This window comes from Variovorax ureilyticus, assembly GCF_037889935.1.
Lineage (GTDB): Bacteria > Pseudomonadota > Gammaproteobacteria > Burkholderiales > Burkholderiaceae_C > Variovorax > Variovorax ureilyticus.
Genome location: NZ_JBBKZU010000023.1, coordinates 1 through 21,035 on the forward strand (window position 1 = coordinate 1; position 21,035 = coordinate 21,035).

24 protein-coding genes are annotated in these 21,035 nt (G+C 65.7%); 6 read left to right on the forward strand and 18 right to left on the reverse strand.

What is annotated here, in order from left to right; genetic code table 11:
• The 9 genes from WKW77_RS31845 to WKW77_RS31885 all read right to left on the reverse strand — a co-directional run.
• Window positions 1–108, reverse strand: a 108-nt coding sequence (locus tag WKW77_RS31845; protein ID WP_295178652.1) for a GTP-binding protein, incomplete at its 3' end; no start/stop codon positions are given.
• A 152-nt stretch (window positions 109–260) separates the two neighbouring features.
• Window positions 261–2,363 (reverse strand): elongation factor G, encoded by a 2,103-nt coding sequence (fusA, locus tag WKW77_RS31850; RefSeq protein WP_340360898.1) that lies wholly within the window; start codon window positions 2,361–2,363, stop codon window positions 261–263.
• Window positions 2,364–2,446: 83 nt separating this feature from the next.
• Window positions 2,447–2,920 carry a 30S ribosomal protein S7 gene (gene rpsG / locus WKW77_RS31855; protein WP_088954967.1) on the reverse strand — a complete coding sequence of 158 codons (474 nt, stop codon included), beginning with the start codon at window positions 2,918–2,920 and terminating at the stop codon, window positions 2,447–2,449.
• 141 nt (window positions 2,921–3,061) lie between these two features.
• Entirely contained in the window at window positions 3,062–3,439 is a 378-nt protein-coding gene (gene rpsL, locus WKW77_RS31860) for a 30S ribosomal protein S12 (RefSeq protein ID WP_017759704.1), read from the reverse strand.
• A gap of 395 nt (window positions 3,440–3,834) precedes the next feature.
• Window positions 3,835–5,004 (reverse strand): D-alanyl-D-alanine carboxypeptidase family protein, encoded by a 1,170-nt coding sequence (locus WKW77_RS31865; RefSeq protein ID WP_340360899.1) that lies wholly within the window; start codon window positions 5,002–5,004, stop codon window positions 3,835–3,837.
• 18 nt (window positions 5,005–5,022) lie between these two features.
• On the reverse strand, window positions 5,023–5,655 hold the full coding sequence (locus WKW77_RS31870) for an alpha/beta hydrolase (protein ID WP_340360900.1): 633 nt from the start codon (window positions 5,653–5,655) through the stop codon (window positions 5,023–5,025).
• Between the two features lie 13 nt (window positions 5,656–5,668).
• Window positions 5,669–6,022 carry a (2Fe-2S) ferredoxin domain-containing protein gene (locus tag WKW77_RS31875; protein WP_340360901.1) on the reverse strand — a complete coding sequence of 118 codons (354 nt, stop codon included), beginning with the start codon at window positions 6,020–6,022 and terminating at the stop codon, window positions 5,669–5,671.
• A 52-nt stretch (window positions 6,023–6,074) separates the two neighbouring features.
• A complete protein-coding gene (locus WKW77_RS31880) occupies window positions 6,075–7,187 on the reverse strand; it encodes a VanZ family protein (protein ID WP_340360902.1) in 1,113 nt (370 codons plus the stop codon).
• Window positions 7,188–7,192: 5 nt separating this feature from the next.
• Window positions 7,193–7,621, reverse strand: a complete 429-nt coding sequence (locus tag WKW77_RS31885) for a CopD family protein (protein WP_340360903.1) — start codon at window positions 7,619–7,621, stop codon at window positions 7,193–7,195.
• A gap of 339 nt (window positions 7,622–7,960) precedes the next feature.
• Here WKW77_RS31885 and hemB point away from each other — a divergent pair, with 339 nt between their 5' ends.
• Window positions 7,961–8,965 carry a porphobilinogen synthase gene (hemB, locus tag WKW77_RS31890; protein WP_340360904.1) on the forward strand — a complete coding sequence of 335 codons (1,005 nt, stop codon included), beginning with the start codon at window positions 7,961–7,963 and terminating at the stop codon, window positions 8,963–8,965.
• 64 nt (window positions 8,966–9,029) lie between these two features.
• On the forward strand, window positions 9,030–10,166 hold the full coding sequence (locus tag WKW77_RS31895; RefSeq protein WP_340360905.1) for a magnesium transporter CorA family protein: 1,137 nt from the start codon (window positions 9,030–9,032) through the stop codon (window positions 10,164–10,166).
• A 73-nt stretch (window positions 10,167–10,239) separates the two neighbouring features.
• On the opposite strand, the gene WKW77_RS31900 is transcribed toward WKW77_RS31895, so the two are convergent.
• Both WKW77_RS31900 and WKW77_RS31905 read right to left on the reverse strand, forming a co-directional pair.
• Window positions 10,240–10,608 (reverse strand): DUF4148 domain-containing protein, encoded by a 369-nt coding sequence (locus WKW77_RS31900; RefSeq protein ID WP_340360906.1) that lies wholly within the window; start codon window positions 10,606–10,608, stop codon window positions 10,240–10,242.
• 214 nt (window positions 10,609–10,822) lie between these two features.
• Window positions 10,823–11,167 (reverse strand): alpha/beta hydrolase, encoded by a 345-nt coding sequence (locus WKW77_RS31905; protein WP_340360907.1) that lies wholly within the window; start codon window positions 11,165–11,167, stop codon window positions 10,823–10,825.
• A 179-nt stretch (window positions 11,168–11,346) separates the two neighbouring features.
• Here WKW77_RS31905 and WKW77_RS31910 point away from each other — a divergent pair, with 179 nt between their 5' ends.
• Window positions 11,347–12,297: a LysR family transcriptional regulator gene (locus WKW77_RS31910; protein WP_340360908.1), complete on the forward strand. Its 951-nt coding sequence runs from the start codon at window positions 11,347–11,349 to the stop codon at window positions 12,295–12,297.
• A 5-nt stretch (window positions 12,298–12,302) separates the two neighbouring features.
• On the opposite strand, the gene WKW77_RS31915 is transcribed toward WKW77_RS31910, so the two are convergent.
• A complete protein-coding gene (locus WKW77_RS31915) occupies window positions 12,303–12,986 on the reverse strand; it encodes a dienelactone hydrolase family protein (RefSeq protein WP_340360909.1) in 684 nt (227 codons plus the stop codon).
• 22 nt (window positions 12,987–13,008) lie between these two features.
• Window positions 13,009–13,608, reverse strand: coding sequence for a 2-hydroxychromene-2-carboxylate isomerase (locus WKW77_RS31920; RefSeq protein WP_340360910.1), 600 nt, complete (start codon window positions 13,606–13,608; stop codon window positions 13,009–13,011).
• A gap of 73 nt (window positions 13,609–13,681) precedes the next feature.
• Here WKW77_RS31920 and WKW77_RS31925 point away from each other — a divergent pair, with 73 nt between their 5' ends.
• Window positions 13,682–14,428 (forward strand): SDR family oxidoreductase, encoded by a 747-nt coding sequence (locus WKW77_RS31925; protein WP_340360911.1) that lies wholly within the window; start codon window positions 13,682–13,684, stop codon window positions 14,426–14,428.
• A gap of 14 nt (window positions 14,429–14,442) precedes the next feature.
• Complete coding sequence (locus WKW77_RS31930; RefSeq protein ID WP_340360968.1) at window positions 14,443–15,084, forward strand: MarC family protein; 642 nt, start codon at window positions 14,443–14,445, stop codon at window positions 15,082–15,084.
• A 9-nt stretch (window positions 15,085–15,093) separates the two neighbouring features.
• On the opposite strand, the gene WKW77_RS31935 is transcribed toward WKW77_RS31930, so the two are convergent.
• The 5 genes from WKW77_RS31935 to WKW77_RS31955 are packed head-to-tail and all read right to left on the reverse strand — an operon-like array spanning window position 15,094 to window position 19,254.
• On the reverse strand, window positions 15,094–15,558 hold the full coding sequence (locus WKW77_RS31935) for a metallophosphoesterase family protein (protein WP_340360912.1): 465 nt from the start codon (window positions 15,556–15,558) through the stop codon (window positions 15,094–15,096).
• A gap of 25 nt (window positions 15,559–15,583) precedes the next feature.
• Window positions 15,584–16,237 carry an ABC-type transport auxiliary lipoprotein family protein gene (locus WKW77_RS31940; RefSeq protein WP_422823306.1) on the reverse strand — a complete coding sequence of 218 codons (654 nt, stop codon included), beginning with the start codon at window positions 16,235–16,237 and terminating at the stop codon, window positions 15,584–15,586.
• A gap of 10 nt (window positions 16,238–16,247) precedes the next feature.
• Window positions 16,248–17,228: an MlaD family protein gene (locus WKW77_RS31945; protein WP_340360913.1), complete on the reverse strand. Its 981-nt coding sequence runs from the start codon at window positions 17,226–17,228 to the stop codon at window positions 16,248–16,250.
• A 5-nt stretch (window positions 17,229–17,233) separates the two neighbouring features.
• Window positions 17,234–18,088, reverse strand: coding sequence for an ABC transporter ATP-binding protein (locus WKW77_RS31950; protein ID WP_340360914.1), 855 nt, complete (start codon window positions 18,086–18,088; stop codon window positions 17,234–17,236).
• 2 nt (window positions 18,089–18,090) lie between these two features.
• Window positions 18,091–19,254, reverse strand: a complete 1,164-nt coding sequence (locus WKW77_RS31955; RefSeq protein ID WP_340360915.1) for an MlaE family ABC transporter permease — start codon at window positions 19,252–19,254, stop codon at window positions 18,091–18,093.
• 191 nt (window positions 19,255–19,445) lie between these two features.
• On the opposite strand from WKW77_RS31955, the gene WKW77_RS31960 reads away from it, so the two are divergent.
• The gene (locus WKW77_RS31960) at window positions 19,446–20,957 is read left to right on the forward strand and encodes a CoA-acylating methylmalonate-semialdehyde dehydrogenase (protein WP_340360970.1); all 1,512 of its coding nucleotides are present in this window, start codon (window positions 19,446–19,448) and stop codon (window positions 20,955–20,957) included.
• Window positions 20,958–21,035: the final 78 nt, after the last annotated feature.

Here is a 21,035-nt window from a genome sequence, read left to right on the forward strand (position 1 = left end):
CAGCACGGTCGCGATCGCCGCCGTCAGAGTCGTCTTGCCGTGGTCAACGTGACCAATCGTGCCCACGTTCACGTGCGGCTTCGTGCGGGTGAATTTTCCTTTTGCCATTTTTCAATCCTTGAAAGAGCAGAGTCCGTGTGGGGTTTAACGTCTGCACCGTATTGCACGATCCCTCGCCACGGACAACGAGGGGCACACGGTCGCAGAATGCAACTGGAAGAAAACAAGGCAGCCTGGCTGCCTTGTCCCTGCATGGCGCGTTACTTCGCGCGCGCCGCGACGATCGCTTCGGAGACGTTGCGAGGAGCTTCGGCGTAGTGCTTGAACTCCATCGTGTACGTGGCACGTCCCTGGGTGGCCGAACGCAGCGTGGTCGAGTAACCGAACATTTCCGACAACGGAACCTCGGCCTTGATGACCTTGCCGCCGCCGATCATGTCGTCCATGCCCTGGACCATGCCGCGACGCGAGGACAGATCGCCCATCACGTTGCCAGCGTAGTCTTCGGGCGTCTCGACTTCCACGGCCATCATCGGCTCGAGAATCACCGGGTTGGCCTTGCGGGCGCCTTCCTTGAAGCCGAAGATCGCGGCCATCTTGAACGCCATTTCGTTCGAGTCCACGTCATGGTACGAACCGAAGTGCAGCGTGACCTTGACGTCGACGACCGGGTAGTTGGCGAGCACGCCCTGACCCAGTGCCTCGATGACGCCCTTCTCGACCGCAGGGATGTACTCGCGCGGCACCACGCCACCCTTGATCGCGTCGACGAACTCGAAGCCCTTGCCGGCTTCATTCGGCTCGAGCTTGAGCACGACGTGACCGTACTGGCCCTTGCCGCCCGACTGCCGCACGAACTTGCCTTCGGCTTCTTCGACCGTCTTGCGGATGGTTTCGCGGTAGGCGACTTGCGGCTTGCCGACGTTGGCTTCCACGCCGAACTCGCGCTTCATGCGGTCCACGATGATTTCGAGGTGCAGTTCGCCCATGCCCGAAATGATGGTCTGGCCGGATTCTTCATCGGTACGCACGCGGAACGACGGATCTTCCGACGCCAGGCGCTGAAGGGCGATGCCCATCTTTTCCTGGTCGGCCTTGGTCTTCGGCTCCACGGCTTGCGAGATCACGGGCTCGGGGAACTCCATGCGCTCGAGGGTGATGACGGAGTCCGGATCGCACAGGGTCTCACCCGTGGTCACGTCCTTCAGGCCCACGCAAGCGGCGATGTCGCCAGCGCGAATTTCTTCGATCTCGAGGCGCTCGTTGGCGTGCATCTGCACGATCCGGCCGATGCGCTCCTTCTTGCCCTTCACCGGGTTGTAGACGGTGTCGCCCTTGGCCAGAACGCCCGAATAGACGCGCACGAAAGTCAGCTGGCCGACATAGGGGTCGGTCATCAACTTGAACGCCAGGGCCGAGAACTTCTCGTTGTCGTCCGGCTTGCGGTTGACTTCCTTTTCGTCCTCGTCCGTGCCGCCGACGGGCGGAATGTCCAGCGGCGACGGCATGAGTTCGATCACGGCGTCGAGCATGCGCTGCACGCCCTTGTTCTTGAAGGCGCTGCCGCAAAGCATCGGCTGGATCTCGCCGGCGATGGTGCGGGTACGCAGGCCCAGCGTGATGTCCTCCTCGCTGAGGTCACCCTCTTCGAGGTACTTGTTCATGAGCTCTTCGGAAGCCTCGGCCGCACTCTCGACCATCTTCTCGCGCCACTCCTTGGCCGACTCCAGCAGCTCGGCGGGGATCTCGCGGAACTCGAACTTCATGCCTTGCGAGGCTTCATCCCAGATGATGGCCTTCATCTTGCGCAGGTCCACGACGCCCTGGAACTTGTCCTCGGCACCGATCGGGATCACGACCGGAACGGGGTTCGCACGCAGGCGGTCGACCATCATCTGGCGCACGCGGAAGAAGTTGGCACCGATACGGTCCATCTTGTTCACGAACGCAAGGCGCGGAACCTTGTACTTGTTGGCCTGACGCCAGACGGTTTCGGACTGGGGCTGAACGCCGCCGACCGAGTCATAGACCATCACGGCGCCGTCGAGCACGCGCATGGAGCGCTCCACCTCGATGGTGAAGTCCACGTGCCCGGGGGTGTCGATGATGTTGATGCGGTGCTCGGGGAAGGAACGGTCCATGCCCTTCCAGAAGCAGGTCACGGCCGCGGACGTGATCGTGATGCCACGCTCTTGCTCCTGCTCCATCCAGTCGGTGGTCGCCGCACCATCGTGCACTTCGCCCAGCTTGTGGGTGACGCCGGTGTAGAAAAGGATGCGCTCGGTCGTGGTGGTCTTGCCGGCGTCGATATGCGCCGAAATACCGATATTGCGGTAGCGCTCGATGGGGGTCTTGCGTGACATGAAATTACTCCGTTAACGGATGAAAGCCCGCCCACCAAGTCAGTGGGTCGGGCTTCCAGCCTGTCTGACTTATGTGACGATTCTTAGAAGCGGAAGTGACTGAACGCCTTGTTGGCCTCGGCCATGCGGTGCACTTCGTCACGCTTCTTCATGGCACCGCCACGGCCTTCCGTGGCTTCCATGATTTCGTTGGCCAGGCGAAGGGCCATCGACTTCTCGCCGCGCTTGCGGGCGGCTTCCTTGATCCAGCGCATCGACAGCGCCAGGCGACGAACCGGGCGCACTTCGACCGGCACCTGGTAGTTCGCACCGCCGACGCGGCGCGACTTCACTTCGACCATCGGCTTGACGTTGTTGATGGCGATCGTGAAGGCTTCCACCGGGTCCTTGCCCGGGTTCTTCTTTTCGATCTGGTCGAGGGCGCCATAGATGATGCGCTCTGCAACCGCCTTCTTGCCGCCTTCCATGATCACGTTCATGAACTTCGACAGCTCGACATTGCCGTATTTCGGATCCGGCAGGATTTCACGTTTGGGGACTTCGCGACGACGTGGCATTTTCTTAACCTCTTTGCTTCAGTTGGCGCCGTTTCCGGGCGCCGCGAGAGCCGACAAGAGCCCTCACTTACTCGACCCAATGGCGGGTCACTCCGTCCGATGCGCCAGCCAGGCGATCGAACACCGTTGAAACTCGACCGATCAGGCCTTCTTGGGACGCTTCGCGCCGTACTTGGAACGCGACTGCTTGCGATCCTTGACACCTTGCAGGTCCAGCGAACCGCGGACGATGTGATAGCGAACACCCGGCAGATCCTTGACACGACCGCCGCGAACCAGCACGACGCTGTGTTCCTGGAGATTGTGGCCTTCGCCGCCGATGTAGGAAATGACTTCGAAGCCGTTGGTCAGGCGCACCTTGGCAACCTTACGCAGCGCCGAGTTCGGCTTCTTGGGGGTCGTGGTGTAGACCCGGGTGCAGACACCGCGACGCTGCGGCGAGTTCTGCATAGCAGGGCTCTTCGACTTGGTCTTTTCGACCTCGCGACCCTGACGCACCAGTTGATTGATGGTTGGCATGAATGAATAAGTCCCAAAACACCCCAGCCAGATTCCTCGTCGCGACGTGACACGAGAGGGGACCAGGAGATGAACGAAAACGTGAATCCCTTCGGATTTTTCCGAAAAGCTCTCGATCATAGCACACCCCCAGCCTCGCCCACTACATATGGCTCGGACACCCCCTTACAGGGGGCAACACCAGCGACCCGGCGGAGCCGGTTCCGGGGTGTTCCACCAACCGCCGGGCGTCGCCGGCCCGCGAATACCGACATCTTCATGGCCTGTCTTCGGCGGCGCGCAGCGCCCGCCCGTTCGCGGGCAGTCGCGGAACCGGCTTTGCCGGGCCGCTGACTGCGCCCCCGGTTGGGGGTGGGCGGCTACACGCAGTGAGCAAGCCTGGGGGCGAGCAACAGTCACTTGATCCAGAGGCGGATGGCATCCCACGCGCGGCCGAGCACGCTGGCCTGCTCCACGGGTTCGAGCGCGAGCAGCGGCACTTCGGCGACCGGCTGGTCGGCAAGCGTGACCTTGAGCGAGCCGACCGGCTGCAGCTTGGTGAAAGGCGCCACCAACGGATCGGGCCGCGCCACTTCTGTCTTGATCTTGCTCGCGGAGCCCGCGGGAACGGCCACGACGATCGGCTCCGGCCGACCCAGCTTGATGGTGCTTCCCGTGCCCTTCCATACCGGCGGCGTCGCGACGGGCTGATTGGCGTCGAACAGGCGAACCGCGTCGAAGGCGGTGTAGCCCCAGTTCAGCAGCTTCTGCGATTCGTTGGCGCGTGCGTTCTCGCTGGCAGCACCCAGCACGATCGACAACAGGCGCCGGCCGCTGCTTAGGTTCGGGAAGTCGCGCTTGGCCGTCACGATCATGCAATAGCCCGCGGCATCCGTATGCCCGGTCTTCAATCCGTCGACCGTCGGATCGCGAAAGAGGAGCACGTTGCGGTTGGTGTCGTTGGTCGACGGCGTGCCAGGCAAGCGGTACTTCTTGATCGCATAGAAATACATGTACTGAGGGAAGTCGCGCATCAACCGCGTCGCGAGAACGCTGAGGTCGCGCGCAGTCGTCGTATGGCCGGGCGTCGCCAGGCCTTCAGGATTCTTGTAGGTGGTGTTGGCGAGCCCGAGGGCCTTGGCCTGCTCGTTCATCAAGTCGACAAAGTGCTCGACCGTGCCGCCGACGCCCTCGGCGAGCGCGATGGTGGCGTCATTGCCCGACTGAACGATGAGCCCCTTGAGCAGATCCTCGACCGGAACCTTCATCTTCGGATCAATGAACATCCGCGCGCCCGGCATCTTCCAGGCGCGCGTACTCACGGGCAGGGTCTGCTGAAGCGTAATCTTCTGGGACTTCAGCGCGTCGAAGACCAGATAGGCGGTCATCAGCTTGGTCAACGAGGCCGGCTCCACCGGGCTGTCGATGTCCTTCTGCGCCAGCACCTGGTTGGCCGTCACGTCGACAAGCAGATAGCTCCGCGCCGCGATTTCCGGTGGCGCCGGCACCTGCGCTGCGGCGACGATGCAAAAGGAAGTGACAGCCGCCACCGCGAACGCACGCAGCGCTTTGATCCAACGATTCATGGGGTGCCGAGACGAGCGCTAGCCCGCGCGCAAATGGCGCACGACGAGGTTCTTCAGAAGCGGCAATTGTCCGTGAAAGAAATGGCCGCCCCCGGGGACGACTGTCACAGGAAGTGTCTGCGGACGCGCCCAGTCCATCACGGCCGCCAGCGGGACCGTGTCGTCCTGCTCGCCATGCACGACGAGCGTGCGCTCATGCCAGTCCGACGGTACAGCCGCGACCGAGAAGCGCGCGGCCGCGGTGCCGACCAGAACGATGTGGCGGATGTCGCGGGACGCATGCAGCTTTTCGATGGCGCGGCTGGCAACGAAGGCGCCGAACGAAAAGCCGGCAATGGCCAGCGGCCCGTCGTGCGCAACCTGATCGACCACCGAAAGCAGGTCTTCGTACTCGCCGCGCCCTTCGTCGTGCACGCCGTCGCTGGCACCGACGCCGCGGAAGTTGAAGCGCACCGCGGTCCACCCGCAGGCGACGAACGCCCGCGCCAGGGTCTGGACCACCTTGTTGTCCATGGTGCCGCCGAACAGCGGGTGCGGATGAGAAATGACTGCAACGCCGAGCGCCGGCGTGCCGTCCGCTGCCGCGTCTCGAAGCGCTTCGATGGCGCCGGCAGCCCCCTTGAGCTGGAGTCTTTCAGTACGGGAGTTCATGGCGGATCTGATTTCAGCGCCCGACGTTGGGCGGGAGCAGCAGACGCTCCACGACTTGGCCGTTCTTCAGATGGGAGTCGACGATCTCGTCGATGTCGCTGGTGTCGACGAAGGTGTACCAGACCGCTTCCGGATACACGACCGCCACGGGGCCGCCGGCGCAGCGATCCAGACAGCCGGCCTTGTTGACGCGAACCTTGCCGGGACCCGCGAGACCTTCGGCCTTGACGCGCGACTTGCACCGATCGAACCCCTCCTGCGCGTTGTGCTTCGAGCAGGAATCTTCGTCGCCCTTGCGCTCGTTCAGGCAGAAAAAGATGTGTCGGCCGTAGTAGCCCTGCGGCGCCGTTGTATTGGAACTGGACATCGGGTCATTTTAGGGAGCCCGCCCCGCCGGATGCTCCAGCAGGGTCGTGCGTTCAGCCGTTGCGCGGGCGGGCGGAAAGCACCATCAGGACGTAGCCGAGCGTCGCGAACGGCCAGATCCACCCCAGCCATTGCGCCACGCCGTGGAACCGGATGAAACGTCCCTGCTCCCAGGTCGCGAGCGTCTGGGCGAAATAGGCACTCTCAGGCGCCTGGTTCAGCAGGCTCAGGTGGACGATCAGGGCGATCAGCAGCAGCGCGGCGCAAAGCCGCCTCGATGCCGGAACCAGCAGGATGCCCACGAACAGCGCCGCGGCGATGCCGATCTGAACCGGAAGGCCCAGCCATGCCCAGGCGTGGTCCGGTCCGTAGCTCAGCGCCGCCGACAACGCGCTCGCTGCGACACCGGCCATCAGCGTGGCCGGCAGCAGGATGGCCCGCCGGACCACCGAGCGCGTGATCAGGAAGCCCAGCAGACAAGGAACCAGCGCGCCCAGCATCACGCAGAGCAACTCCACGGCCGGCACCAGCGGCTCGAGTTCGAATTGGCGCACGGGCAGCCAATCGATGAAAGGCGTGTCGAGGAGCCATTCCGAAATCGCGCCTTCCACGCGTTCGAACACCTGGCCGAGCCCGAAAGTGACCGCCGCGGGAAACAGCAGGGCCGGCGGCCAGAGGGCAAGCAGCACCAGCCCGCCCCGCGCATCTTCCACGAACCAGTTGGCGCGGACGCGCTGCCAGTGCGCCACCAGCCCGAAGCGCTCGAAGGCGGCGGCCAGCAATGCGCCGGCGAAGGTGCCGAGGGTGTTCAGTCCGAGGTCGACGTTGGATGGGATGCGCGACGGCAGGTAGCTCTGGAGGGTTTCCATCGCGAAGGAGATCGCCCCGCCCGCCACCGTGGCGCGCAGCACAGCCCCCGTCGCGGACGCCTCCGGCCGCGAGCGCAGGAGCGCTACGGCGCCCAGGAAGCCGAGCGGCATGTACCCGACCACGTTGATCCCGAAATCGAATCCGGTCCACCACCGCGGCCAAGGCGCCGCGAGATAGGCCCAGGGTGCGATCCCCTGATCGCGCCAGTCCGCGAAGGGATAGAGGCTCGCATACACGATGAGAACCGCGTACGCCAAGGCCAGCGGCAAGGCGATGGACTTGTGCTGCGTTGCCACAGCGCTCAGAAGGGTTTGACGACGACCAACACCACGATTGCGAGCAGCAGAAGCACCGGGAGTTCATTGAACCATCGATACCAGCGATGGCTGTGTCTGTCTTCCCCCGAAGCCAGGCGGCGCAGAAGCACGCCGCAGCCGTGGTGATAGCCGATCACGACGAGCACCAGCGCGAGCTTTGCGTGCATCCAGCCGTTGCCGGGGCCTCTGCCGATGCCGTATCCGAGCCACAGCCAGAGACCGAAAGCCACCGCGGGCACAGCCAGGAACGTCGTGAACCGGAACAGCTTGCGCGCCATCAGCAGGAGCCGCGCACGCTCGGCGACCGACTCGGGCGCCACCATGGCCAGGTTCACGAAGATCCGCGGCAGATAGAACAAGCCAGCGAACCAGCTGGCGATGAACACGATGTGCAGCGACTTGACCCAAAGCATGGCGGGCAGTTTAGTGGCCGGCTCCGGGACGGGGATCGGCCATTCAGACAGGCAAATAAAGGGCAAAAAAAAGCCCGGCGTCAAAACGCCGGGCGGGAAGCCCTTTTGCTGTCACACATCAAGGCACCCGCTCAGGGAGGAAAAGCGGGGAGCGGCAAGCCGCCCAAGACAGAATTTAACAAAGGCAAAACAACCGATCAAGCTAACGGTGACTTTTTTTGTGCTTTCGATCTACACATTTGCACTCCGTAGGCCCCGTCCGATAGCTTTTTTCTGACAAATCGTCGTAGATCATCCGCCCCGGCAAGTGGCAACGGCTCTTGGGGCACAATTTTCCGCATGACCCTCCATGCCCCCTTTCCCGCCGGACGGCCGCGCCGGCTTCGCCGCGATGCCTTCACGCGCGATCTCGTACGCGAGCACATGCTTACAACGAAAGACCTGATCTACCCGGTCTTCGTCCAGGAGGGGGAAAAACGCCGCGACCCCGTTCCCTCGATGCCGGGTGTGGAGCGCTTGAGCCTGGACGCCCTTCTGCCCGTCGCGGAGGAATGTGTCGAACTTGGCATTCCGGTGATGGCACTGTTTCCGGTGATCGACCCCGGACTCAAGACCCCCGCAGGCGACGAAGCCTGCAACCCCGACGGCCTGATTCCGCGCGTGGTCGCGGCGCTCAAGTCCCGATTCCCGGAGCTCGGCGTGATGACCGACGTCGCGCTGGACCCCTACACCAGCCATGGGCAGGATGGTCTGCTCGACGAGACCGGCTACATCCTCAACGACCCGACCGTGGAAGTCCTGGTCAAGCAGGCGCTCACCCAATCCCAGGCCGGCGTCGACATCGTGGCGCCCAGCGACATGATGGATGGCCGCATCGGCGCGATCCGCCAGGCGCTCGAAGCGCGCGGCGACATCCACACGCGGATCATGGCCTACAGTGCCAAGTACGCCAGCGCCTTCTACGGCCCCTTCCGCGACGCCGTCGGCTCGGCCGCCAATCTCGGCAAGAGCAACAAGAAGGTCTACCAGATGGACCCGGGCAACAGCAACGAAGCCCTGCGCGAGGTCGCGATCGACATCGCCGAAGGCGCCGACATGGTGATGGTCAAGCCGGGCATGCCGTATCTGGACATCGTCCGCCGGGTCAAGGACGAGTTCCGCGTCCCGACCTTCGCCTACCAGGTCAGCGGGGAGTACGCGATGCTCATGGCCGCGGCCCAGAACGGCTGGCTCGACCGCGACGCGGTCATCCTCGAAAGCCTGCTCGCGTTCAAGCGCGCCGGCGCCGACGGCGTGCTGACCTATTTCGCGCGCGATGCAGCACGGCTGCTGAAGCAGCGCTGAGCGAACGCCATCGCCGGCGCCTCGGGCACGGCTCCGGCGCCATGGACCAACGACAAGAGTCCTCATGCGTATCTTCAAGATCAATGGCGCGCAGGTCACGGAGCACGAAGCGCTCGCGCCCATGGCCGCGCCGGGCGCCTGCGAACAGGGCTACCTCTGGCTGTCGCTGACGCGGGACGAGTTCCGCACTTCGCTTGCACAGGTGCAGGACGTGCTCCAGTCGCTGTGCAGCACACACCTGGTCGACCTGCATGTGAGCGATCTGCTCAACGACCAGCTTCCTTCGCGCTACGACTACACGTCGCAATACGACCTGCTGGTGTTTCGCCGGCTCGGGTCCGCCAGCGGCCATCCGCCCGACCAGAACGAAGCCGTCGCTCCGAAGACCGGGCCGACCGTGCTCCGGCGAGTCGACACGCGCCCCGTCGGCTTTGCGCTGTTCGACCGGGTGCTGCTGTCGGTCCATCCGGAGGACGGCGCGGTTCGCGATGCGTTCGCCTCCAAGCTCCTGGCCGCCGCGGCGCCCGGCGAACGCGGCGGCGTCGCCGCGCCTGCGCTGGACGCGCGGGCGGTTTCGGCGCGCATTCCCGCAAGTCCGGCCGACCTGATGCTGCGCGTCGTCAACCACATCGTGGATGCCTACCTCGACCTGCGGCGCGAATTGACGCGGCAGCTCGATCATTGGCAATCCGAACTGATCGACCCGAAGAGCCGCTTCACCAACTGGGGCGCGTTGATGGATGCACGTCAGTCGCTCCATCATCTCGACGAGATCTGCGAGGACCAGCGCGCCTGCGTCCAGGACTGGATCGACGCGCTCGAAACCCTGCCGGCCCCGACCAGCGGGACGGCGCAGCGCGAGCACGAACTCGTCATGATCCGAAGCCGGGACGTGCTCGAGCACATCGAGCGCGTGGTCCATCACGTGCGGCGCCTCGAACAGAACGCCGAAACCGCGGTGCAGATGCACTTCAGCGTGCAGAGCCACCGGGCCAACGACATCATGCGCGTGCTCACCGTGCTCACTGCGGTGTTCCTGCCGCTGAACCTGATCGCGGGCATCTTCGGGATGAACTTCGAATTCATCCCGCTCATCCACAAGGCCGACGGGTTCTGGATCGCCATGGGCTCCATGGGCGCGATCGCGGTGGCGCTCGTGGTGATCTTCTGGCGCAAGCGCTACCTCGCGCGCACGCGCTAGCCGGAAGGAGCGCTCATAAAGAAAAAGCCGGACGGCGCTTTCGCACCGTCCGGCCCTGGCAGGCACAGCGGGATTACTTGGCTGCGGCGGCGCCTTCCTTCTGGGCCTGGACACGCGGCTCGACCGACTTGTTCATGGTCGAGATCACGCGGCTGTTGTACTTCGAGCCGCCGACCACGTTCTGGTCGGGCGCGTTAGCCGTGGCGACGGCTTGAGCGCGCACGGCCGCCGGATCGGCGACCGACTTGAACTGCTCGGCGCCACGCGAGCCGCGCGGAATGTTCTGGTCGGCAGCGGCAGCGGCGCGAACGGCTTCTGCGTTCACTTCGTCGCGGCTCTTGGCCGTGACGGCGGATTGCACGCCGTCATAGCTTTCGGCTTGTGCGCCAGCGGCAGCGAGGATCGAGAGAGCGGCAGCGGCGAGGAGGTGCGAGGTCTTCATTTCAGTTCCTTTTGGTTCGTCGGAGATCGTTTTCAACCCAGGCTCGCTGTCGCTGGCCTGTGCGGCTGAGTGTCCGGCGGAACACCTCAGGGAAAACACCGAGAAATGAGACACGGCGTTTCCGCGATCGAAACAATCGCAGACACCGCAGAAAAAGACAAAGGCGAGCCGCGCCTGCACGCGCGTCCCGCCTCTCGTCCGGTCTGGCCGGTAATTACAGGCCGGCCTGCTTCGTCGCGTCGAGCTTGAACTGCGACGGCACGATGCTGTTCACGAACGCTTCGCGCTTCAGGTTCTGGTTGGCCGAGTGCGCGGTCGCGACGGCGGTGGAGCGAACGGCCGAACGGTCGGCGGACGCGGTCAGCGCCGGTGCGACGCGCGACGATGCGGCATCGCCGTACAGGTTGTCGCTGCGCGCGGCGGCCACGCCCTGCGCCTGGACTTCACCACGGCTGTTGGCCGACACGGGGGCGTGCACGCCTTCGTAGGTTTCGGCGTGAGCGCCGGCGGCGGCGAGAATCGAGAGGGCTGCGGCGGCGATGAACTTCGAGGTCTTCATTCTGGTGTCCTTCCTAGGATTGCTTTTGGTAAATCGACCGGTCACTCATGGAAGTTCGGCGCCGGTCTGAACCAGATCAGCGTTGGCTGTCGGTACCGGCGAGTTTGCGCCCATTTTCTAGGTAGAAACCCTATAAAACTGAACAACGGTGTTCATCAAACAGAAACAATGGAATTCCAATGGACGGTCTTGACTTGCTGAAAGCCTTTCGGGAAGTCGCCGCACGGGGCAGCTTTTCGCGGGCAGCGATTGCGCTCGGGATGTCGAAGGCCAACGTCAGCAAATACGTGGCGCAGCTCGAGGAACGCTTCGGCGTGCGCCTGCTGAACCGCTCGACACGCTCGGTGAGCCTGACCGATGCCGGGCATCTGTTGCTCGAGCGCAGCACCCCGCTCATGGAGATGATCGAGCTCACGCAGAGCGAGTTGCAGGACCACGCCGGAAATCCGCGCGGTCGCCTGCGGATCACTGCGCCCCACGGACTGAGCCAGGGGAAGCTCCCGGGATTGATCGGCGAATTCATGTCGATCTATCCGGAGGTGCACGTGAGCCTGCATCTGAGCAATCGCGTGATCGACCTCGTCGAAGAAGGCGTGGACATCGCTCTGCGGCTCGGCCGCATCCGCGACGAGAGCCTGATCGTGCGGCGCCTGCAGCAAGTGGAACTCGCGCTGTGCGCGACGCCGGGCTACTGGGCCAAGCGCGGCATGCCCAGGAAACCGGACGACATGCGGCGGCACGACGTGCTGACCTATTCGCTGGCGGGCAACACGCCCAGCCTTCCTTTCGAAGTGGACGGCAAGCCCTACAGCGTGCCGGTCCACAGCCGCATGGACGCCAACGACGCAGCACCGCTCATCGGCGTCGCCCTGGCCGGGCTCGGCGCGATCTGCGTGCCGACGATGATGGCCCAGCCGGACATCGAGCGCGGCGCACTCGTGCCGGTGCTCAAGGAGTTCATGCCGACCGACCTGTGGCTGTACGCCGCCTACACGCAGCGCCGCCACAACAGCGCCGCTCTTCGGGCGATGCTCGACTTTCTGGCGGCCAAGGTCAGCAAGGAGGCGGCCACCCGGCCTGCGAAGCGCAATGCCGGCGGGGCTCGCGCCCCAGCGACGGCCCCGGCCTGAGCCGCTCAGGCCAGGTGCTTGGCGAAGAACGCGAGCGTGCGTTCCTTCGCGAGCTTGGCCGCTTGCGCGTTGTATGCGCCGCGCTGGTCGCAATTGAACCCGTGGCCGCAGTCATAGACATGGACTTCGACCTCGGGATGCGCCTTCTTGAGCGCTTCGACGGTGTCGAGCGGAATCCAGTGGTCTTCCTTGCCGAAATGCGCGAGCACCGGCACTTTGGGCTTGCGGGCGATTTCCTCGGGCGTGGTCGACCCGCCGCCGTAATAGGGCACCGCAGCCGACAGGCCCGGGACTTCCGCGGCTGCGCGCCACGTCAGCAGGCCGCCCCAGCAATAACCGACGATGCCCACCTTGCCGGCCTTCGACGCATAGTCGACCGCGGCCTGAAGATCCTGCAGCACGCCAGGTGCGGGCAAGCCTTCGACGGCCATCTTGAGCGCGAAGCCGGCCTTCATGTCGTCCTCGGCGTAGCCCAGATCGACGCCCTGCTTCACGCGGTGGAACGTCGCCGGCGCCACCGCGAGATAACCGTCCGCCGCGTAGCCGTCGGCCACGGAGCGGATGTGCGAATTCACGCCGAAGATCTCCTGCACGACGACCACCGCCCCCCTGGGCTTGCCCGCGGGCTGCGCCACGTACGCGGGAAAGGTGAAGCCGTCCTTGGCGGTGAGATCGATGAATTGACCCATGGTCATAGTCCTTTGCTGATGGTTATTGCTTGAGCGCGCGCTCGACGAATTCGAGCCGGTCCTGCCCCCAGAAGATCTCGCCGTCGATCACGTAGCTCGGCGCACCGAACACCTTCGCGTCGATGGCTTCCTGGGTGTATTCCTCGTAGCGTTCCTGCACGGCCTGGCTGAGCGACTGTTCGACGCGGCGCGCCGACAGCCCGCATTCGGCGACGAGCGCTTCCAGGACCTTGGGGTCCGCGATATTACGTTCCTGCATCCACACCGCCGCGAAGATCGCACCGCACAGTTTCATCGCGATGTCGGTGCCGTCGTACAGATCGACCGCGATGATGAGCTTGGCCGCGTCATCGCTGGCGACCGGAAAGAACTTGGGCTTCGGATTCAACGGAATGTCGAGATGGTGCGAAAAGCGCGCCAGATCGACCAGCCGATAGGCCTGCCGCTGCGGCGCGCGTTTGCCCAGCGGAAGCCCGCCGGACACCGGAAACACCGCACCGAAGTCGATCGGCCGCACGCGCACGGCGGCCCCGTGGGACTTCGCGAGGCGTGCAAAACGCGCGTGTCCGAGATAGGTCCAGGGACTTTGGGGCGTGAAGTAGTAGTCGATGGTGCGGCTCACGGGAGGCTCCTCGATGATGTAATCCGACCCAGGGTTTTTAACTGAGGCACGGCTTCTGTGCAGGAGGTGGGATTTGGACAAGGTGCTATTGGTCACGGGCGGCAGTCGCGGCATCGGCGCGGCCACCGCATTGCTGGCAGCCAAGCGCGGCTACGCGGTCGCGGTCAACTACGCGAGCAACTCGCTCGCTGCGGACGAAGTGGTGCGCGCGATCCGCGCGGACGGCGGCACCGCGATCACCGTACAGGCCGACGTGGGCGACGAAGCGCAGGTGCTGGCGATGTTCGATAAGGTCGATGCCAAGCTCGGCCGCCTGACCGCGCTGGTGAACAACGCGGGCATCGTCGACGTGCAGGCGCGCGTCGAGGACATGAGCGTCCTGCGCCTCGAACGCATGCTGCGCATCAACGTGATCGGCAGCTTCGTCTGCGCCCGTGAGGCCGTGCGGCGCATGAGCACCAAGCACGGCGGCGAAGGCGGCGTGATCGTCAATCTCTCCAGCGCCGCCGCCCGGCTCGGCTCCCCGGGGCAATACGTGGACTACGCCGCCAGCAAGGGCGCGATCGAGAGCTTCACCATCGGGCTGGCGAAGGAAGTCGCCGAGGAAGGCATCCGGGTCAATGCGGTGCGGCCGGGCCTGATCGACACCGAGATCCACGCCTCGGGCGGCATGCCGGACCGCGCCTTCCAACTCGCGCCGACCGTGCCCATGAAGCGCACCGGCAGCGCCGAGGAAGTGGCACAGGCGATCGTCTGGCTGCTGTCGGACGACGCCAGCTATGTGACGGGAACCTCGCTCGACGTGACGGGCGGGCGCTGATGGCCACGCCGACGATGGACCTGATCAAGCCGCTGATCACGCTGCTTGCCATCGTGAATCCGCTGGCGATCGTTCCGTTCTTCATCCACTACACGCAGGGCTGCACGGATCTGCAGCGCAAGCGCACCGCGTGGGTGTCGGCCTTCAGCGCGTTCGTCGTCATCGCGGTGAGCGCGCTGCTCGGGCTGCAGCTGCTGTCGTTCTTCGGCATCTCGATCGCGAGCTTCCAGGTCGGCGGCGGCATGCTGCTGCTGATGAGTTCGCTCTCCATGCTCAATGCGCAGCCGGCCGAATCCAAGACCACCACCGAGGAGATCCGCGCGACCGAGGTGAAGGCGTCGCTCGGCGCCTCGATCGCGGTGGTGCCGCTGACCATCCCGCTCCTGACCGGGCCGGCCACGATGTCGACGGTGGTCATCTTCGCCGAGCGCGCGCAGCACTACTGGGAGCTGGCGGTGCTGGTCGGCTACGGCGTGGTGATCGGACTGGCCACCGGCGTGACCTTCTCGCTCGCCGAGCCGATCTCCCGCGTGCTCGGCAAGACCGGCATCAACGTGATGACGCGGCTGATGGGCCTGATCCTCGCCGCGCTCGCGGTGGAAGTGATGGCGGCCGGGCTCGGCACGCTGTTCCCGGTGCTTCACCGCGCGTCGTGACGCAGGACGCTAGCGGGTCACCAGTTCGACGATCCGCGGCGTCATCGTGCCGTCGTCGAGCAGCAGTTCGCCGGCGGAGATCGGCAGCTTGAATCGCCTCGGCACGGCACTCCCGGGATTGATGTAGAGCACGCCGTCGCGCTCCTTCGCCTGCGGCCGGTGCGAATGCCCGGACACCACCACGCGGATGCCGGAGGCGACCGGATCGATAGGCAGTTCCGCGAGGTTGTGGATCGCGTAGAAGCGCACCCCATCGATCTCGAACGACGCCGTTTCCGGAATGTCCTTTGCCCACGCACCCATGTCGTTGTTGCCGCGAACGACGGTCAACGTCGCGATCGCTGCGAGTTCGTCGAGGATGCGCTGCTCGCAGATGTCGCCGCCATGGATGATGTGGTCGCACCCGTGCAGGAACGCCGACGCTTCCGGCCGCAGCAGTCCATGCGTGTCCGAGATGAGACCGATGCGTCGCATGCCCCAGCTGCCGGTATCGCAGCCCTCAGCGCGGCTGGCTCACCCAGGTCACGATGTCGGCGACCACCGCGTCGCTCGCGGCCGCCAGTGCCTTCACGCCACCGGGCGCATCGTTGCCCGGCGCCGGCCGCTGGGCCGTGAAGCTTCGCTGCGCGAGCACGCGATCGCCGCCCGGCGCCGTGCGGATCAAGGTCGCGTTCACACGGACGAGGCCCACGCTGCTCGAAGGCGATTCGAAGAAGTGGCTGAACTCCTCCAGCGTGACGCGCAGCGTGTCCGGCACCCGGCCTTCCATGCGGGCGACGGTGGCGCTTTCCTCCGGCCCCAGCACCGTCCGCGTGGCGGCCAGCGCCTCGCGCAGGCGCTGCCGGAACAGCTGGGCCGGCGCCTGACTCCAGCGCGACTGGCCATAGGGCCGCACCTCGTTCGCGTCCGCATAGCCGAGGCGGTAGAGCATCTGCGTGCCGTCGAGCCGGGCGTTCGCGTCGATGTCGGCCAGCGCCAGGGGCTGCAACGCGGGCGTGCCGGCACGAGCGGGAGCCGTTGTCGGCCCCGGCCCGAAGTCATAGAGCGTCGCGCGCATGGGCTTGTCGGGCAGCGCGCCGCAGCCGGCCACCAGGAGCGTCGCGAGCAAAGTGCCGAGGACGGCGGGCTTCTTCAGCGGTTCGTGCATCTTCATGATCATGATCTCAAGGACGCGCAGGGGAAGGCGACGCGAAGCCCGGTTCGCCCGGCCCCGCGACCACGCCGCCGCTGCCGAACAGCAGCGATTGCGGGTTGTCGTTGATGCCGTCCGCGGCGCGCCCGAGGCGGCGCACCGCGCGCGAAGTGTCGTCGGCCACGCGATTCAGGCGCGGCAGCGTGGCGTTGTTGAATGACTCCACCGCCTGCGACAGCGACTTGGTGCCGTCGCCGAGCCGATCGATCGGCCCGTCCTGCGCATTGAGCCGCACCACGGTGGTGTTGAGATTCTTCGCCACGCGCGACACGTCGCCGGCCGCGCCCTTGACCGACACCATGGTGTCTTTCGTGCGTTCCACCAGCGGCGGCAGTGCCTTGAGCGTCGGGTTGAGCCCGGTCTGGATGGTGTTGTCCAGCGACTTGGTGAGCTGGTTGGCACTGGCCGCGGCCTGGGCGATGTTTTCCAGCGAGTCGGCGATGCGCTTCTGGTTGTCCTCGCTCAGCAGCGTGTTGATGCGCTTCGTCGCCTCCTCGACGCGGCCGATGATCGCCTCGCCGCGATCCTGCAGTTGCGAGAGCAGCGAGGGCTTGAGCGGAATGCGCGGCGGGTTCTGGTTGTCCGGCGTGAGCGCTACCTGCGATTCACCCTTGTCGTCGAGCGCGATGAACGCCAGCCCGGTCACGCCCTGGTAGCTCAGGGTCGCGAAGGTCGAGGTGGTGAGCGGCACGCGCTCGTCGACCGTGATGCGCACGCGCACGTTGCCCTTGATCTTGGGGTCGAAGTCGATCGACGCGACCTTGCCGACGGCGATGCCGCGATAACGCACCATCGCCTGCGGCTGCAGGCCGCTCACCGGGTCGCGTGTGGACAGCTCATAGATGTTGCGCACCGTGTCGTCGCGCGTGAGCCAGACGACCAGTGCGACGAGCACGGCGACCAGGCCGAGGACGAAGACACCGGCGGCCATAGCATGGGCTTTGTTTTCCATGGCAGCTACCTTTCGTTGTGGGAGGCCGGCGCATCGCCAGCCGGTCCGGCGAGGGACGCGGGAACGGAACCGTCATGAAGCGCCTCCATGGCACGCTTGCCGCGGCCGCCGAGAAAGTATTCGTGGATGAAGGGATGCGGGTAGGCGATGACGTCGCGCGCCGTGCCTGCGACGATCACCTTGTGATCGGCCAGCACCGCGATGCGCGTGCTCAGGTCGAACAGCGTGTCGAGGTCGTGCGTGACCATCACCACGGTGAGCCCGAGTTCGCGATGCAGTCCGCGCAGCAGGTCGCAGAAGCCGTCGGCGCCTTCGGGATCGAGGCCGGCGGTGGGCTCGTCGAGCAGCAGCAGCGGCGGGTCCATGATGAGCGCGCGGGCGAGCGCGACGCGCTTGATCATCCCGCCCGAGAGGTCGGCGGGGCTCTTGGTCGCGTGCTTGGGGTCGAGCCCGACCATCTGCAGCTTGACCAGCGCGGCGTCGCGGATGAGTTCGTCCGGCAGCACCTTCAGCTCGCGCAGCGGAAAGGCGATGTTGTCGAGCACGTTGAAGGCCGAGAACAGCGCGCCGTGCTGGAACAGCATGCCGACGTTGGCCGCGGCTTTCGCGCTGAACTGCCCCGGTGCCCGGCCGAGCACCGAGACCGTGCCCTTCGACGGGTGCTCCAGCCCGAGGATCTGGCGCAGCAGCACCGTCTTGCCCGTGCCAGACCCGCCGACGAGCGACAGCACCTCGCCGCGACGGATCGTGAGGTCGAGATCGCGATGCACGACCTGGTCGCCGTCCGGCGTCTGGAAGACCGTCCAGAGGTTGCGGATCTCGACGAGAGGTGCGCCAGCCGCGCCGGGGGTGAATGTCATACCTAACGGAATCCCACGCCTTTGAACAGCACGGCGAAGAGCGCATCGACCAGGATCACGACCGTGATCGAGGTCACCACGGACGACGTGGTGCCACGCCCGAGGCTCTCGGTGTTGGGTTTGACCTTGAGGCCGAAGTAGCAGGCGATGAGCGCGATCAGCACGCCGAACACCGCCGACTTCGACATCGCGAGCCAGAGGTTCGCCATCGGCACCGCCCGCGGCAGCGCCGACATGAAGTACGCCGGCGAGATGTCGAGCGCCAGGTCGGCCGCGATCATCCCGCCGAAGAGCGCCGCCATCGAGGTCCACATGCTGATCAGCGGCATCGCGATCGCGAGCGCCAGCACGCGCGGCATCACGAGCCGGAAGCCATGCGGGATGCCCATCACCCGCATGGCGTCGAGCTCCTCGGTCACGCGCATCACGCCGATCTGCGCGGTGATCGCCGAGCCGGACCGCCCCGCGATCAACACCGCCGCGAGCACCGGACCGAGCTCCCGAATGAGCGACAACCCCAGGATGTTGACGATGAATGTTTCCGCTCCGTACTGCCGCAACTGCTGCGAGGTCAGATAGGCCAGCACCACGCCGATCAGCAGCCCGACGAGTGCCGTGATCGGCAGTGCGGTGGTGCCGAAGTGGTAGATCTGTCCCGAGAAGTCGCGCCACGGCGCGCGGTGCGGTGCGCTCAGCAGCTTGCCGACGTCCAGCGTGAGCTGGCCGATGAGCCTCAGGAAATCGCGCGCGACGAACATCATGCGCGGCCCGTTGTGCGCGAAAGACTTGAACCGGTCCGCGAGCGTCGGACCGGTTTCGGCAGGCGCCACGCAGGTGTAGAGCGCCACCTGGTCGAGCACCGCCTTGTGCTGCGAATCCATTTCGATGCGGGCGGGCCAGGCATGGCGCCAGTGGTTCCACAGCAGCTGCGCGCCGATGTGATCGAGCTGCTCGATGGGGCGCAGGTCCCATGCGCGATCGTCTCGCGGCGGCACGCCGGCCAGGTTGCTCGACAGCGCTTCCCATGCGCGCCGCGAGGACATCGAGAGCGCCGTCCAGCGCCCGGTCGCGATGGCCCAGTTGCCGCCCTCCTGCTCGCGCTCCTCGATGCGAGGGCGATCGCTCTCGCCTTCGGGCGTGGTGGTGGCGGGGGGGTTGGCAGACATGCAGGCGGATGAGGGTGTCAGCAAACGAACGCAGCATCGTAACCGGGCGCGTCCGTGCAAACCCTCGGGGCGAACGCGCACGACGCGCGGGGCGGTCGCGCATCGCCCGTGCGTTTGCCACAATCGGCGACCCGATTCCGATCCATTCCGCCATCAGCCGGCCGTGCCGTCGGCAGGAGAACGCCATGCAGATGAGTAAGACACCGATCCATCACTTCATCGGCGGCCGCGTGGCCGCCCCGAATTCCTCCCGCAGCCAGGATGTGTTCAACCCCGCGACCGGCGCGGCGACCGGCACTGTCGCGCTGGCCGACCGCACCGACGTCGACGCGGCCGTGGCCGCCGCCCGGGCCGCGTTTCCCGCCTGGGCCGACACGCCGCCGATCCGCCGCGCGCGCGTGATGTTCAAGTTCCTCGAACTGCTGGGCAGGCATCGCGACGAGCTCGCGCACCTGATCACCGCCGAGCATGGCAAGGTCTTCACCGACGCGCAGGGCGAGGTCACGCGCGGCATCGACATCGTGGAATTCGCCTGCGGGATTCCGCAACTGCTCAAGGGCGACTACACCGACCAGGTTTCCACCGGCATCGACAACTGGACGATGCGCCAGCCGCTGGGCGTGGTCGCGGGCATCACGCCGTTCAACTTCCCGGTGATGGTGCCGATGTGGATGTTCCCGGTCGCCATCGCGGCGGGCAACACCTTCGTGCTGAAGCCGAGCCCGCTCGATCCGAGCCCGTCGCTGCGCATCGCCGAGCTGCTCAAGGAAGCGGGCCTGCCGGACGGCGTGTTCAACGTGATCCAGGGCGACAAGGAAGCGGTCGATGCGCTGCTCGTGCATCCGGACGTGCAGGCGATCAGCTTCGTCGGCTCGACGCCGATCGCCAACCATATCTACGAGACCGGCGCGCGCCACGGCAAGCGGGTGCAGGCACTCGGCGGCGCGAAGAACCACATGGTGGTGATGCCCGATGCGGACATCGAGCAGACCGTCGATGCGCTGATCGGCTCCGGCTACGGCTCGGCCGGCGAACGGTGCATGGCGATCAGCGTCGCGGTGATGGTGGGCGACGTGGCCGACAAGGTCATGCCGCTCCTGGCCGAGCGCGCAAAGACGCTGAAGGTGAAGAACGGCACCGAGCTCGACGCGGAGATGGGCCCGATCGTCACCCGCGCGGCGCACAACCGCATCACCGGCTACATCGCCGAGGGCGAGAAGGAAGGCGCCAAGCTGGTGGTCGACGGCCGCGGCTTCGACGCGAAGGCCGCAGGGCAGGATTGCGAGAACGGCTTCTGGATGGGCGGCACGCTGTTCGACCACGTCACGCCGGACATGCGCATCTACAAGGAAGAGATCTTCGGCCCGGTGCTGTCGTGCGTCCGGGTGCACGACCTCAAGGAAGCGGTGGACCTGATCAACGCGCACGAGTTCGGCAACGGCGTCTCGTGCTTCACCCGCGACGGCAACGTGGCGCGGGAGTTCTCACGCCGCGTGCAGATCGGCATGGTGGGCATCAACGTGCCGATTCCGGTGCCGATGGCCTGGCACGGCTTCGGCGGCTGGAAGAAATCGCTCTTCGGGGACATGCACGCCTACGGCGAGGAAGGCGTGCGCTTCTACACCAAGCAGAAGTCGATCATGCAGCGCTGGCCCGAGAGCATCGGCAAGGGCGCCGAGTTCACGATGCCCACCGCGAAATGAAAGCGCCCCGGCTCTTGAAGGCCAGGAACCCCGCGGAACCGGCTTCGCCGGGCCGCTGGGGTTGCCCCCGGAGAGGGG